Source organism: Nocardioides sp. FY1077 (assembly GCF_058681775.1).
In genome coordinates this window covers 960,540-973,916 of the sequence record NZ_JBZWDB010000003.1, presented here as the reverse complement: position 1 = coordinate 973,916, position 13,377 = coordinate 960,540, and the positions used below count along the sequence as shown (strand labels likewise).

Annotated in this window: 24 protein-coding genes; all 24 read left to right on the top strand. The window is 68.6% G+C overall.

The genetic code is table 11. From position 1 onward, the window contains the following. Positions 1-31 precede the first annotated feature (31 nt). The 24 genes from rplV (at position 32) to rpsK (ending at position 13,351) form a co-directional block, all read left to right on the top strand. Positions 32-457, top strand: a complete 426-nt coding sequence (gene rplV, locus AC4OR8_RS14270) for a 50S ribosomal protein L22 (protein WP_492166224.1) — start codon at positions 32-34, stop codon at positions 455-457. Beyond that, complete coding sequence (gene rpsC, locus AC4OR8_RS14265; protein ID WP_492166223.1) at positions 457-1,305, top strand: 30S ribosomal protein S3; 849 nt, start codon at positions 457-459, stop codon at positions 1,303-1,305. Before rplV ends, rpsC begins: the two co-directional genes overlap by 1 nt. A 5-nt stretch (positions 1,306-1,310) precedes the next feature. Beyond that, positions 1,311-1,730: a 50S ribosomal protein L16 gene (rplP, locus tag AC4OR8_RS14260; protein WP_492166222.1), complete on the top strand. Its 420-nt coding sequence runs from the start codon at positions 1,311-1,313 to the stop codon at positions 1,728-1,730. After that, entirely contained in the window at positions 1,730-1,972 is a 243-nt protein-coding gene (gene rpmC / locus AC4OR8_RS14255) for a 50S ribosomal protein L29 (RefSeq protein ID WP_492166221.1), read from the top strand. Before rplP ends, rpmC begins: the two co-directional genes overlap by 1 nt. Then, positions 1,969-2,247, top strand: coding sequence for a 30S ribosomal protein S17 (gene rpsQ / locus AC4OR8_RS14250; protein WP_492166220.1), 279 nt, complete (start codon positions 1,969-1,971; stop codon positions 2,245-2,247). Before rpmC ends, rpsQ begins: the two co-directional genes overlap by 4 nt. A 97-nt stretch (positions 2,248-2,344) precedes the next feature. Continuing rightward, positions 2,345-2,713 (top strand): 50S ribosomal protein L14, encoded by a 369-nt coding sequence (gene rplN / locus AC4OR8_RS14245; protein ID WP_056862081.1) that lies wholly within the window; start codon positions 2,345-2,347, stop codon positions 2,711-2,713. Further along, positions 2,713-3,087, top strand: a complete 375-nt coding sequence (gene rplX, locus AC4OR8_RS14240; RefSeq protein WP_492166219.1) for a 50S ribosomal protein L24 — start codon at positions 2,713-2,715, stop codon at positions 3,085-3,087. The genes rplN and rplX overlap by 1 nt, the downstream gene beginning before the upstream one ends. Further along, the gene (gene rplE, locus AC4OR8_RS14235; protein ID WP_492166218.1) at positions 3,087-3,677 is read left to right on the top strand and encodes a 50S ribosomal protein L5; all 591 of its coding nucleotides are present in this window, start codon (positions 3,087-3,089) and stop codon (positions 3,675-3,677) included. The genes rplX and rplE overlap by 1 nt, the downstream gene beginning before the upstream one ends. A 1-nt stretch (position 3,678) precedes the next feature. Next, complete coding sequence (locus tag AC4OR8_RS14230; RefSeq protein WP_492166217.1) at positions 3,679-3,864, top strand: type Z 30S ribosomal protein S14; 186 nt, start codon at positions 3,679-3,681, stop codon at positions 3,862-3,864. Positions 3,865-3,949: 85 nt separating this feature from the next. Further along, the gene (gene rpsH, locus AC4OR8_RS14225) at positions 3,950-4,357 is read left to right on the top strand and encodes a 30S ribosomal protein S8 (protein WP_492166216.1); all 408 of its coding nucleotides are present in this window, start codon (positions 3,950-3,952) and stop codon (positions 4,355-4,357) included. Between the two features lie 26 nt (positions 4,358-4,383). Then, positions 4,384-4,923 carry a 50S ribosomal protein L6 gene (rplF, locus tag AC4OR8_RS14220; RefSeq protein WP_492166215.1) on the top strand — a complete coding sequence of 180 codons (540 nt, stop codon included), beginning with the start codon at positions 4,384-4,386 and terminating at the stop codon, positions 4,921-4,923. Position 4,924: 1 nt separating this feature from the next. Further along, positions 4,925-5,308 (top strand): 50S ribosomal protein L18, encoded by a 384-nt coding sequence (gene rplR / locus AC4OR8_RS14215; protein WP_492166214.1) that lies wholly within the window; start codon positions 4,925-4,927, stop codon positions 5,306-5,308. A gap of 36 nt (positions 5,309-5,344) precedes the next feature. Beyond that, positions 5,345-5,974: a 30S ribosomal protein S5 gene (rpsE, locus tag AC4OR8_RS14210; protein WP_492166213.1), complete on the top strand. Its 630-nt coding sequence runs from the start codon at positions 5,345-5,347 to the stop codon at positions 5,972-5,974. After that, on the top strand, positions 5,974-6,156 hold the full coding sequence (rpmD, locus tag AC4OR8_RS14205; RefSeq protein ID WP_492166212.1) for a 50S ribosomal protein L30: 183 nt from the start codon (positions 5,974-5,976) through the stop codon (positions 6,154-6,156). Before rpsE ends, rpmD begins: the two co-directional genes overlap by 1 nt. Continuing rightward, positions 6,156-6,596: a 50S ribosomal protein L15 gene (rplO, locus tag AC4OR8_RS14200; RefSeq protein WP_492166211.1), complete on the top strand. Its 441-nt coding sequence runs from the start codon at positions 6,156-6,158 to the stop codon at positions 6,594-6,596. Before rpmD ends, rplO begins: the two co-directional genes overlap by 1 nt. 169 nt (positions 6,597-6,765) lie before the next feature. Continuing rightward, positions 6,766-8,067 carry a preprotein translocase subunit SecY gene (gene secY, locus AC4OR8_RS14195; RefSeq protein ID WP_492166210.1) on the top strand — a complete coding sequence of 434 codons (1,302 nt, stop codon included), beginning with the start codon at positions 6,766-6,768 and terminating at the stop codon, positions 8,065-8,067. Position 8,068: 1 nt separating this feature from the next. Then, on the top strand, positions 8,069-8,644 hold the full coding sequence (locus AC4OR8_RS14190) for an adenylate kinase (protein WP_492166209.1): 576 nt from the start codon (positions 8,069-8,071) through the stop codon (positions 8,642-8,644). Between the two features lie 7 nt (positions 8,645-8,651). Continuing rightward, positions 8,652-9,485 (top strand): type I methionyl aminopeptidase, encoded by an 834-nt coding sequence (gene map / locus AC4OR8_RS14185; RefSeq protein ID WP_492166208.1) that lies wholly within the window; start codon positions 8,652-8,654, stop codon positions 9,483-9,485. Between the two features lie 38 nt (positions 9,486-9,523). Further along, positions 9,524-10,513, top strand: coding sequence for a TerC family protein (locus tag AC4OR8_RS14180; RefSeq protein WP_492166207.1), 990 nt, complete (start codon positions 9,524-9,526; stop codon positions 10,511-10,513). Between the two features lie 76 nt (positions 10,514-10,589). Further along, the gene (locus AC4OR8_RS14175; protein WP_492166206.1) at positions 10,590-11,636 is read left to right on the top strand and encodes an LLM class flavin-dependent oxidoreductase; all 1,047 of its coding nucleotides are present in this window, start codon (positions 10,590-10,592) and stop codon (positions 11,634-11,636) included. 257 nt (positions 11,637-11,893) lie between these two features. Further along, on the top strand, positions 11,894-12,115 hold the full coding sequence (gene infA, locus AC4OR8_RS14170; protein ID WP_026145687.1) for a translation initiation factor IF-1: 222 nt from the start codon (positions 11,894-11,896) through the stop codon (positions 12,113-12,115). Between the two features lie 72 nt (positions 12,116-12,187). After that, a complete protein-coding gene (gene rpmJ, locus AC4OR8_RS14165; RefSeq protein WP_056862094.1) occupies positions 12,188-12,301 on the top strand; it encodes a 50S ribosomal protein L36 in 114 nt (37 codons plus the stop codon). 199 nt (positions 12,302-12,500) lie between these two features. Next, entirely contained in the window at positions 12,501-12,875 is a 375-nt protein-coding gene (gene rpsM, locus AC4OR8_RS14160; protein WP_492166205.1) for a 30S ribosomal protein S13, read from the top strand. A gap of 68 nt (positions 12,876-12,943) precedes the next feature. After that, complete coding sequence (gene rpsK, locus AC4OR8_RS14155) at positions 12,944-13,351, top strand: 30S ribosomal protein S11 (protein WP_492166204.1); 408 nt, start codon at positions 12,944-12,946, stop codon at positions 13,349-13,351. The last annotated feature ends 26 nt before the right edge of the window (positions 13,352-13,377 follow it).

The following is a 13,377-nucleotide window of genomic DNA, read 5'->3' as shown; positions in this document are numbered from 1 at the left end:
GCAGGCTCTGGGAACTGGAGACAACGAGCTAATGAGCGTAACTGAGCGAGGGCGCACGAGCGCCCGCCGCGAGTCGCTGCTCGGCGACCAGCCGGGCGCCTTCGCGAGCGCACGTCACACGCGGATCACCCCGATGAAGGCCCGTCGTGTCGCGGACATGGTCCGTGGCATGCACGTCGACGAGGCCTTGGCACTGCTGCAGTTCGCGCCGCAGGCCGCCTCGGAGACCGTCTACAAGGTCCTCGAGAGCGCCGTCGCGAACGCCGTGACCACCGAGGGTCTCGTCCGCGCCGACCTGGTGGTCTCCGCTGCCCGCGTCGACGAGGGTCCGACCATGAAGCGCTGGCGCCCCCGTGCCCAGGGCCGTGCCACGCGCATCAACAAGCGCACCAGCCACATCACGCTGGTCGTCCAGCCGGCTGCTGTCGTTGCCGAGAAGAAGGGCAGGAAGGCCTGATGGGCCAGAAGATCAACCCGAACGGCTTCCGCCTGGGTATCTCCACCGACCACAAGTCGCGGTGGTACGCCGACAAGCTGTACAAGTCCTACGTCGGCGAGGACGTCGGCATCCGCAAGTTGCTCTCCAAGGGCATGGAGCGGGCCGGCATCTCGAAGGTGGAGATCGAGCGGACCCGTGACCGGGTGCGCGTCGACATCCACACCGCCCGCCCCGGCATCGTCATCGGTCGCCGCGGCGCCGAGGCCGACCGCATCCGTGGCGAGCTCGAGAAGCTCACCGGCAAGCAGGTGCAGCTGAACATCCTCGAGGTCAAGAACCCCGAGGTCGACGCCCAGCTCGTCGCCCAGGGAGTCGCCGAGCAGCTCGCCGGTCGCGTGCAGTTCCGTCGCGCCATGCGCAAGGCGATGCAGACCACGATGCGCTCGGGTGCCAAGGGCATCCGGATCCAGTGCTCGGGTCGCCTCAACGGCGCCGAGATGTCGCGCACCGAGTTCTACCGCGAGGGCCGCGTCCCGCTGCACACGCTGCGTGCCGACATCGACTACGGCTTCTACGAGGCCAAGACGACCTTCGGCCGCATCGGCGTGAAGGTCTGGATCTACAAGGGCGAGGTCGCCGGCACCCGTGCCGAGCGCCAGGCCCAGGCCGCCGCCCGCGCCGGGGTCCCCGGTCGCGGTGGCAACAACCGGCCGCAGCGCGGCGGGGAGCGCCCGAGCCGTGGCTCGCGCACCGACCGCCCGACGCGTGCCGACCGCGGCGCCGAGGCCCCCGCCACCACCACGACGACGGACGCGCCGGCCGAGACCGCCGCTCCCGTCGCCGCAGAGTCCGGATCGGAGGCCTGACCGACATGCTGATGCCCCGACGCGTCAAGCACCGCAAGCAGCACCACCCCAAGCGGACCGGTGCGGCCAAGGGTGGCACCAAGCTCGCCTTCGGCGAGTACGGCATCCAGGCCATCGAGTCGCACTACGTCACGAACCGCCAGATCGAGTCGGCGCGTATCGCGATGACTCGTCACATCAAGCGTGGCGGCAAGGTGTGGATCAACATCTACCCCGACCGCCCGCTGACCAAGAAGCCCGCCGAGACCCGCATGGGTTCGGGCAAGGGCTCCCCCGAGTGGTGGGTGGCGAACGTCAAGCCCGGCCGCGTCATGTTCGAACTGTCCGGTGTCGACGAGGTGACTGCTCGTGAGGCCATGCGCCGCGCGATGCACAAGCTGCCGATGAAGTGCCGGTTCATCTCGCGAGAGGCGGGGGAATTCTGATGGCCAACGGTGTTGCTGCCCACGAGCTCGACGAGATGACCGCGGTCGACCTCGAGTCGAAGCTGCGCGAGGCCAAGGAGGAGCTGTTCAACCTCCGTTTCCAGGCGGCCACGGGCCAGCTGGAGAGCCATGGCCGGCTCCGCACGGTCAAGAAGGACATCGCCCGGATCTACACCGTGGTGCGCGAGCGCGAGCTCGGCATCCGCACGGCCCCGGCTGACAACGAGGATGGTGCCGCATGAGCGAGCAGACTGCCGAGACCACCGAGCGCAACGCGCGCAAGGTCCGCGAGGGCCTGGTCGTGAGCGACAAGATGGACAAGACCGTCGTCGTGTCCGTCGAGGACCGCGTCAAGCACGCGCTGTACGGGAAGGTCCTGCGTCGCACGAGCAAGCTCAAGGCTCACGACGAGACCAACGAGTGCGGCATCGGCGACCGCGTCCTGCTGATGGAGACCCGGCCGCTGTCGGCGACCAAGCGCTGGCGCGTCATCCAGGTCCTCGAGAAGGCGAAGTAATCCCTCGTCCCGCAGGGCGAGGTCCAACACATAAGTTCGGCAAGGCTCCCGGCCCGCGAGGCCCGCGAGAACCAGCTCGACATCCAGGAGAAACTCAATGATCCAGCAGGAGTCGCGACTCAAGGTCGCCGACAACACCGGTGCGAAGGAAATCCTCTGCATCCGTGTCCTCGGTGGCTCGGGTCGGCGCTACGCCGGCATCGGTGACGTCATCGTGGCCACTGTCAAGGACGCGATCCCGGGCGGCAACGTCAAGAAGGGCGACGTCGTCAAGGCCGTCATCGTGCGCACCGTCAAGGAGCGTCGTCGTCCCGACGGCTCCTACATCCGCTTCGACGAGAACGCCGCGGTCATCCTCAAGAACGACGGCGAGCCGCGCGGCACGCGCATCTTCGGCCCCGTCGGCCGCGAGCTGCGCGACAAGCGCTTCATGAAGATCATCTCGCTCGCACCGGAGGTGCTGTGATGGCCCAGTCCAAGAAGTTCGGCAGCGTCAACATCAAGAAGGGCGACACCGTCAAGGTGATCGCCGGCAAGGACAAGGGCGCCCAGGGCAAGGTCATCTCGGTGCTCCGCGAGGACCAGCGGGTGATCGTCGAGGGTGTCAACCGCGTCAAGCGGCACACCAAGGTCGTTCAGGGCGACCGCTCGGGCAGCACCGGCGGCATCATCACCTCCGAGGCCCCCATCCACGTGTCCAACGTGATGCTCGTCGAGGGTGACGGGGTGACCCGCATCGGCTTCCGCCGCGACGAGGTCACCAAGCGCCGCCCCGACGGCTCGACGTACCAGGCCGAGCGCAGCGTCCGCATCTCGCGCAAGACCGGCAAGGAAATCTGATGACCGAGACCCAGACCCCCGAGGCGACGACGGCCTCCGCCGCTGTCACCCCGCGGCTCAAGACCCGCTACCGCGAGGAGATCCTCCCCGCGCTGCAGGCCGAGTTCGAGATCGCCAACGTCATGCAGGTGCCCGGCCTGACCAAGATCGTGGTCAACATGGGAGTGGGCGAGGCCGCCCGCGACTCCAAGCTGATCGAGGGCGCCGTGCGCGACCTCACCGCGATCACCGGTCAGAAGCCGCTGGTGACCAAGGCCCGCAAGTCCATCGCGCAGTTCAAGTTGCGCGAGGGCATGCCGATCGGTGCGCACACCACGCTGCGCGGCGACCGCATGTGGGAGTTCCTGGACCGGCTGCTCTCGCTGGCCCTGCCCCGCATTCGCGACTTCCGTGGGCTCTCGTCCACCCAGTTCGACGGGCGCGGCAACTACACCTTCGGTCTGACCGAGCAGGTCATGTTCCACGAGATCGACCAGGACAAGATCGACCGCTCGCGGGGCATGGACATCACCATCGTCACCACGGCCACCACCGACGACCAGGGCCGCGCGCTGCTCAAGCAGCTCGGCTTCCCGTTCAAGGAGAACTGACATGGCGAAGACCAGCCTGAGGGTCAAGGCCGCGCGCAAGCCCAAGTTCGCGGTGCAGGGCTACACCCGCTGCCAGCGCTGCGGCCGCCCGCGTGCGGTGTACCGCAAGTTCGGCCTGTGCCGCATCTGCCTGCGCGAGATGGCGCACCGCGGCGAGCTGCCCGGCGTGACCAAGTCCTCCTGGTAATCCGTTACCTCCCACACCAAAGATCGCTGCAGGTCGCGCCCAAGTGGGGCGCGAAACCACGGTGGAGAAAGGGCCGAGCCAGGCCATGACGATGACAGACCCGATCGCCGACATGCTCACGCGTGTCCGCAACGCCAACCAGGCGTACCACGACGCGGTGTCCATGCCGTACAGCAAGATCAAGCAGGGTGTCGCCGACATCCTCAAGCAGGAGGGCTACATCACCTCCTACGACGTCACCGAGCCGGGTGAGGGCGAGGTCGGCAAGACGCTGACCATCACGCTCAAGTACGGCCGCAACCGCGAGCGCTCCATCGCGGGCGTTCGCCGCATCAGCAAGCCGGGCCTGCGGGTCTACGCCAAGCACACGGGTCTTCCCAAGGTGCTGGGCGGCCTGGGCGTCGCGATCATCTCGACGAGCCAGGGTCTGCTGACCGACCGACAGGCCAACCAGAAGGGCGTGGGCGGAGAAGTCCTCGCCTACGTCTGGTGACGAGACCGAGATAGGAGAACGACAGCATGTCGCGTATTGGCAAGCTCCCCGTCGCGGTCCCGTCCGGTGTCGACGTAGCGATCGACGGCCAGCTGGTGACCGTGAAGGGCCCCAAGGGTGCGCTCTCGCACACCGTGGCCGCCCCGATCTTCGTCGAGCAGGGTGACGGCGTCCTCGACGTCAAGCGCCCCGACGACCACCGCATCAACAAGTCCCTGCACGGCCTCAGCCGCACCCTGATCAACAACATGGTGGTCGGGGTCACCGACGGTTACGAGAAGAAGCTCGAGATCGTGGGCGTGGGTTACCGCGTCCTGTCGAAGGGGCCGACCCAGCTGGAGTTCCAGCTCGGCTACTCCCACTCGATCGTCTTCGACGCTCCTGAGGGCATCACGTTCACCGTCGACGGCCCGACCCGCCTGGGTGTCCAGGGCATCGACAAGCAGCTGGTCGGCGAGACCGCCGCGAAGATCCGCAAGCTGCGCAAGCCCGAGCCCTACAAGGGCAAGGGTGTTCGTTACGCCGGCGAGCAGGTCCGCCGCAAGACCGGAAAGGCCGGTAAGTGACATGGGCATCTCGCTGTCGAACAACAAGCACACCGGCGCACGCGTCAAGTCGCGTCTGCGCCGTCAGGTCCGGGGCCGCAAGAAGATCTCCGGCACCGCCGAGCGTCCGCGCCTGGTCGTGACCCGCTCCTCCAAGCACATCACCGTCCAGGTCGTCGACGACCTGGTCGGCAAGACGCTGGCCTCGGCCTCCACCATGGAGACCGACCTGCGCGGCTACGAGGGCGACAAGACCGCCAAGGCGACCCGGGTCGGCGAGCTCGTCGCCGAGCGCGCCAAGGCTGCCGGTGTCGACGGGGTCGTCTTCGACCGCGCCGGCAACAAGTACCACGGCCGCGTCGCGGCCCTCGCGGACGGCGCCCGTTCGGGCGGCCTGACGTTCTGATCCAGACAACGCAGTGAAGAGAAGAGGAACAGTCTCATGAGCGGAGCCCAGCGCGGACAGCGCAGTGGCGAGCGCCAGTCTGGTGACCGTCGCGGTCGCGACGACCGTCGCGGTGGCCAGGCTGACAAGACCGCCTACATCGAGCGCGTCGTGGCGATCAACCGCGTCGCGAAGGTCGTGAAGGGTGGTCGTCGCTTCAGCTTCACCGCCCTCGTGGTCGTCGGTGACGGCGAAGGTCTGGTCGGGGTCGGCTACGGCAAGGCCAAGGAGGTGCCCGCGGCGATCGCCAAGGGCGTCGAGGAGGCGAAGAAGGCTTTCTTCCGCGTCCCCCGCATCCAGGGCACCATCCCGCACCCCGTCCAGGGGGAGAAGGCGGCCGGCGTGGTCATGCTGCGTCCCGCCTCGCCCGGTACCGGCGTCATCGCCGGTGGCCCGGTGCGTGCGGTGCTCGAGTGCGCCGGCATCCACGACATCCTGAGCAAGTCCCTCGGGTCGTCGAACCAGATCAACATCGTGCACGCGACCGTCGAGGCGCTGCGCATGCTCGAGCAGCCCGAGGCCGTCGCTGCACGTCGTGGCCTGCGCGTCGAGGACGTCGCCCCGGCGGCCCTGCTGCGTGCGCGCAACGAGGTCCCGGCCGGGACGTCGCAGGAGGTGCCTTCCTGATGGCACAGCTCAAGGTCCAGCAGAACCGCGGCACGGTCGGCCTCAAGGCCAACCAGCGCGAGACCCTGCGCACGCTCGGCCTGAAGCGGATCGGCGACGTCGTCGTCAAGGAGGACCGCCCTGAGATCCGCGGCATGGTCAACACGGTCCGTCACCTGGTGACGGTCGAGGAGGTCGACTGATGACGATCAAGCTGCACCACCTGCGCCCCGCCCCCGGGGCCAAGACCGCCAAGACCCGCGTGGGTCGCGGTGAGGCCTCGAAGGGCAAGACGTCGGGTCGCGGTACCAAGGGCTCGAAGGCCCGGTACCAGGTCCCGGTCGGCTTCGAGGGTGGCCAGATGCCGATCCACATGCGGCTCCCCAAGCTGAAGGGGTTCAAGAACCCGTTCAAGGTGGAGTTCCAGGTCGTCAACCTCGACCGCATCAACGAGCTCTTCCCCGAGGGTGGCGCCGTCACCGTCGACGAGCTGGTGGCCCGGGGGGCCGTCCGCAAGGGCGAGCCCGTCAAGGTCCTCGGCCAGGGCGAGGTCTCGGTCAAGGTGGAGGTGAGCGCCCACGCGTTCTCCGCCTCGGCCAAGCAGAAGATCGAGTCCGCAGGCGGCACCACCAGCCTGGTCTGATCGTTCGTCCGTGAGGGCGCGGTCGGCATCGCTTCCCAGCGTGCCGGCCGCGCCTTTGCTGTCAGCGGGACACCTGCGGGGTCGTGCCGTCGTCCCCTGTTAGGCTGCCCGAGGCTTCCATGGTCCTCCGTGGGAGCCGCTCATCGTTGTGAGAGAAGAGGATCTGCCCGTGCTAGGCGCCTTCGCCAACGCTTTCAGGACACCGGACCTGCGGCGCAAGCTGTTGTTCGTCCTCGGGATCATCGTGATCTTCCGAGCCGGGTCCCAGATCCCTGCCCCCGGCGTGGACGTCGCCAACGTGCAGCAGTGCATCGACCTCGCGCAGGACGGCGAGAACGCCGGGCTCTACAGCCTGGTCAACCTCTTCTCGGGCGGGGCACTGCTCCAGCTCACGATCTTCGCGCTCGGCATCATGCCGTACATCACCGCCAGCATCATCCTGCAGCTGCTCGTCGTGGTCATCCCGCGGCTCGAGGCGCTGAAGAAGGAGGGCCAGGCCGGTCAGACGAAGATCACGCAGTACACCCGCTACCTCACGCTCGGCCTGGCGCTGCTGCAGGCCACCGGCATCGTGGCGCTCGCCCGCTCGGGCAACCTGCTGCAGTGCGACCTGCCGCTGCTGCACGACAACGGCACGCAGACGTTCCTGGTCATGGTCATCACGATGACCGCCGGCACCGCGGTGATCATGTGGCTCGGTGAGCTGATCACCGAGCGCGGCATCGGCAACGGCATGTCGATCCTCATCTTCACCCAGGTCGTGGCCACGTTCCCGGCCGCGCTGTGGGAGGTGCAGAAGAGCCAGGGCTGGTGGGTCTTCGCCCTGGTCATCGCGATCGGGCTGGTCATCATCGCCGCGGTCATCTTCATCGAGCAGGCCCAGCGCCGCATCCCGGTGCAGTACGCCCGCCGGATGGTGGGTCGCAAGATGTTCGGCGGCAGCTCCACCTACATCCCGCTGAAGGTGAACCAGGCCGGCATCATCCCGGTCATCTTCGCCTCGTCCCTGCTCTACCTCCCCGCCATGGCGGTGCAGTTCAACCAGAACAGCACCTCTGGCTGGGTGAGCTGGATCAGCAAGTACTTCGTGACCGGTGGTCACCCGCTCTACATGGCGACCTTCTTCGCGCTCATCGTCTTCTTCACCTACTTCTACGTCTCGATCACCTTCAACCCGACCGAGGTGGCCGACAACATGAAGAAGTACGGCGGCTTCATCCCCGGGATCCGGGCGGGCAAGCCGACCGAGGACTACCTGTCCTACGTCCTGTCCCGCATCACGCTGCCCGGAGCGCTCTACCTCGGCCTGATCGCCCTCATCCCGCTGATCGCCCTCGTGCTGATCGACGCCAACCAGAACTTCCCGTTCGGTGGCACCTCGATCCTCATCATGGTGGGCGTCGCGCTGGACACGGTGAAGCAGATCGAGAGCCAGCTCCAGCAGCGCAACTACGAAGGATTCCTGCGCTGACATGCGAATGATCTTCATGGGCCCGCCCGGGGCCGGCAAGGGCACCCAGGCCAAGTTCGTCGCCGAGCACTTCGGGATCCCGGCGATCTCCACCGGCGACATCTTCCGCGCCAACGTCACCCAGGGCACGCCCCTGGGAATCGAGGCCAAGCGCTTCATGGACGCGGGCGACTACGTGCCCGACGAGGTCACCAACCTCATGGTCCGCAACCGCATCGACGAGCCCGACGCGGCGCCCGGGTTCCTCCTCGACGGCTACCCGCGCACGCTCGCGCAGGTCGAGGAGCTCGACGGGATGATCAAGTTCACCGGTCACGCGCTCGACGCCGTGGTGGTGCTGACCGTGGACGCCGACGAGCTGGTGGCCCGGCTCGTGCAGCGTGCGCTGGTGGAGGGTCGCGCCGACGACACCGAGGACGTCATCCGCCGGCGCCAGGAGCTCTACGTCGAGCAGACCGAGCCCCTGATCGGGGTCTACCGCGACCGCGGGCTGCTCATCGAGGTCGACGGCATGGGCGAGGTCACCGACGTGACCTCGCGCATCTTCACCGCCCTCGACGACCTGCCCCAGAGCTGACCTGCGCGTGGGACTGCGCGACCGCGGGCTGGAGATCAAGACCCCCGAGCAGGTCGTGGCGATGCGTCGCGCCGGGCTGCTGGTGGGGGAGACCCTCGAGGTGCTCCGCGCGGCGGTGCGCCCCGGGGTGAGCACCGCCGAGCTCGACGCCATCGCCGAGGACGCGATCCGCACCGGCGGAGGCGTCCCGTCTTTCAAGGGCTACCACGGGTTCCCGGCGTCGATCTGCGCCTCGGTCAACGACCGCGTCGTGCACGGCATCCCCGGCGCCGACGAGGTGCTCGCCCCGGGTGACGTGGTGTCGCTGGACTGCGGGGCCATCGTCGAGGGGTGGCACGGCGATGCGGCGATCACCGTCGCCGTCGGCGAGGTGCCCGACGACGTGCGCGAGCTGATGCGGGTCGCCGAGGAGTCGATGTGGCGCGGCATCGCCGCCGCGCGCCTCGGCGGGCGGGTCTCCGACATCAGCCACGCCGTGGAGAGCCACGTCCGCTCACAGGGCGACTACGGCATCCTCGAGGACTACACCGGCCACGGCATCGGCACCCGCATGCACCTGCCGCCCGACGTCCCCAACGTCGGCAGGCCCGGGCGCGGTCCGCGACTGGTGCGGGGCCTGGCCCTGGCCGTGGAGCCGATGGTGACCCTCGGCACCTCCGAGTCCGCCGTCCTCGACGACGACTGGACCGTCGTGACCACCGACGGAAGCCTGGCGGCCCACAGCGAGCACACCTTCGCCCTCACCGAGACCGGCGCGTGGGTGCTGACCGCCCTCGACGGCGGCGAGCAGGAGCTGACCAGGCTGGGAGTCCCGTTCGGCGGAGCCCGGTCCGGCAGGTAGGTTGGGCCCCTCCCACCCCTCCCGCGAAAGGTTCCCGAGTGGACGTCGCCCCCTGGCTGTGGTGGACCACGGTCCTCCTCACCACCGGCCTGCTCCTCGTCGACGTCTTCGTCATCGGACGCCGGCCCCACGAGCCCACCACCCGCGAGACCTCGCTGCACCTGGCCGGGTTCGTCGCCCTGGCCGTCGCCTTCGGCATCGGTGTGTGGGTCTTCGCGGGCGGACGCTACGGCGGCGAGTTCTTCGCCGGCTGGCTCACTGAGTACTCGCTGTCGATCGACAACCTGTTCATCTTCATCATCATCATGGCGAAGCTGAACGTGCCGCGGCAGTACCAGCAGACCGCGCTGCTGATCGGCATCGTGATCGCGCTGATCATGCGCGGGGCGTTCATCGCCGTCGGCGCTGCGGCGATCGAGAACTTCAGCTGGATCTTCTACCTGTTCGGCCTCTTCCTGATCTACACCGCGGTGAAGCTCGCCAAGGACGACGACCACGACGGCGAGGCCTACGACGAGCCGAAGATCATCGCGTTCATGCGCAAGCGCCTCCCGGTCACCGACGAGTGGGACGGCGTCAAGCTGAGCGTGAAGCAGAACGGCAAGCGCCTGCTCACGCCGATGTTCATCGTGGTCTTCTCCCTCGGCCTCACCGACCTGCTGTTCGCCCTCGACTCCATCCCGGCCATCTACGGGCTGACCTCGGAGCCGTACCTGGTGTTCACCGCCAACGTCTTCGCGCTGATGGGCCTGCGCCAGCTGTTCTTCCTCATCGGCGACCTGCTGCAGCGCCTGGTCTACCTGTCCTACGGCCTGTCGTTCCTGCTCTTCTTCATCGGCGTCAAGCTGATCCTGGAGGCGCTGCACCTCAACGAGCTGGGCTTCATCAACGGCGGCGAGCACGTCGAGTGGGCCCCCGAGATCCCGATCTGGCTCTCGCTGCTGGTCATCGTCGGCACGCTGGTCGTCACCGCGGTCGCCAGCCTTCTGAAGGACCGCTCCGACCGGCGCAAGGCCGCTCGCGTCTGAGCCGCTCCACCGCACCTGCTCCACCCACGTCGCCGCCGCCGGAACAAACCCCGGCGGCGGCGGCGTTGCGCCCACGATGACGACCTCGCTGCCGACCCTGTCCGTGCTCGACCTCGTGCCGGTGCGCACCGACCAGGGCTCCGGCGACGCGCTCGCCGCTACCGTCGAGCTGGCCCGGGCCGCCGACGAGCTGGGCTACCACCGCTACTGGGTGGCCGAGCACCACAACATGCCCGCGGTGGCCTCCACGAACCCGCCGGTGATCATGGCGGTGCTGGCCTCCGCCACGCAGCGGCTGCGGGTGGGCTCGGGCGGGGTGATGCTGCCCAACCACGCCCCGCTCGTGGTGGCCGAGCAGTTCTCGCTGCTCGAGGCGGCGTTCCCCGGTCGCATCGACCTCGGCATCGGCCGCGCCCCCGGGACCGACCCGGTCACCGGCTACGCGCTGCGCCACGGTGCGGGCGGCGTCGGCGACGACGCGGTGAGCCGGTTCCCGGAGTACGTCGACAACGTGCTGGCGATGATGGAGCCCGACGGGGTGGGCGTGGCGGTGCAGGGCCGTCAGCAGGTGCTGAAGGCGACGCCGGCGGCCACCAGCGTGCCGCAGATGTGGCTGCTCGGGTCCTCGGACTACTCCGCCCGGCTCGCCGCGGAGAAGGGCATGCCGTACGTCTTCGCCCACCACTTCTCCGGCAGCGGCACCGAGGAGGCCCTCGAGCTCTACCGCCGCACGTTCCGGCCCTCGGCGGCCCTGGAGCGCCCCCGCACGTTCCTCACCGTCAACGCCTCGGTGGCCGAGACCTCCGCGCAGGCGCGTCGTCTGGCGCTGCCGCAGCTGCAGATGATGTTGGCCCTGCGCACCGGCCAGCCCCTCGGCCCGCAGGTGCTCGTCGAGGACGCCGAGCAGGTGTCGGCCCCGCCGGCCCAGCAGGACGTGGTCGACGCGATGGCCGCGCGCTGGGTGATCGGCGACGCGGCCACGGCCCGCGCGCAGGTGGCCGACCTGGCGACGACGTACGACGTCGACGAGGTGATGGTCGTGCCGGTGGCCGGGGCGCACGCCGGCACCGGCGCGACGACGTCGCCGGCATGGGTCGAGACCCTGCGCCTGCTCGCTGCCTGATTAGGGATTCCCCGCCCGGTCGAACTAAACTGGCGTGTCGGCCCAACGTGGGTCTGTCCTGTGTTGCCTCCTGGCTGCCCACACCGTGCGTGCGACCCGCTCCCGAGCGGGTCGACGGCGGGGTCGGGTGAGGCGCTCGGGGCGGCGTTACGAGGTCCACCGCAGCCCCCCCACAGGGGACGCGGAGGTTCCCGGGCCACCCGCCACGGCTCCCGTCGTGGCGGTGCGACAACGGTAGACAACAGATTGTGGAGGACATGCCGAAGAAAGAAGGCGTGATCGAGCTCGAGGGCACCATCACGGAGGCCCTGCCCAATGCCATGTTCCGCGTCGAGCTGAGCAACGGCCACAAGGTTCTCGCCCACATCAGCGGCAAGATGCGTCAGCACTACATCCGGATCCTCCCCGAGGACCGCGTGGTGGTGGAGCTCTCGCCGTACGACCTCACCCGGGGTCGCATCGTCTACCGCTACAAGTAAGCGGTGCCGCGAGCCCCGGCTCGCCGGCCCGCGCCAAGCCGACGGCCCCCGGGCCACGAGAGGACCTCCGCGATGAAGGTCAACCCCAGCGTCAAGAAGATCTGCGACAAGTGCCAGGTGATCCGTCGCCACGGCCGCGTCATGGTCATCTGCGAGAACCCGCGCCACAAGCAGCGCCAGGGCTGAGCACCGCCCTGCGCCCCGGCGCACGCACCACCAGCAGCACCCGCACCACCACCTCAACGTGATCGCTCAACCGCCACCGCCGCGGTGAACCACCTCCGGAGCAGAGGCCGGAGCCCGGGACGACGTACGACGTCGTCACCCCACCGGGACGCGACACGACCGAAAACCCCTGTGGACCAACCGAAGGGACCGCCTGAGAATGGCACGCCTCGTTGGAGTCGACCTCCCGCGCGACAAGCGCATCGAGATCGCTCTCACCTACATCTACGGCATCGGCCGTACCCGCGCCCACCAGCTGCTCGCCGAGACCGGGGTCAGCCCCGACCTCCGCGTGCACCAGCTCGGTGACGAGGAGCTGGTCAAGCTCCGCGACGCCATCGAAGCCAACTTCAAGATCGAGGGTGACCTCCGTCGCGAGGTCCAGGCTGACATCCGTCGCAAGATCGAGATCGGCAGCTACCAGGGTCGCCGCCACCGCATGGGCCTCCCGGTCCGCGGCCAGCGCACCAAGACCAACGCGCGCACCCGCAAGGGCCCCAAGCGCACGGTTGCCGGCAAGAAGAAGGCCAAGTGAGCCGACGGCCCGCGCCGTCCCGCCTGCCCTTCCTCCCCTCCACGACCAGCTACCTCAGGAGTTAAGACATGCCTCCCAAGAGCCGCACCGCGGCCGGCGCCAAGAAGGTGCGCCGCAAGGAGAAGAAGAACATCGCTCAGGGCGAAGCCCACATCAAGAGCACGTTCAACAACACCATCGTCACCATCACCGACCCCACCGGGGCCGTGATCTCGTGGGCCTCCGCCGGCACCGTCGGCTTCAAGGGCTCGCGCAAGTCCACGCCGTACGCCGCGCAGATGGCTGCGGAGGCCGCCGGTCGCCGCGCCATGGACCACGGCATGAAGAAGATCGACGTCTTCGTCAAGGGCCCGGGCTCGGGTCGTGAGACCGCCATCCGGTCGCTGGGTGCCATCGGCCTCGAGGTCGGCACCATCCAGGACGTCACGCCCACCCCGCACAACGGCTGCCGCCCGCCCAAGCGCCGCCGCGTCTGACCCGAGACAGAAAAGGAGACTGAACC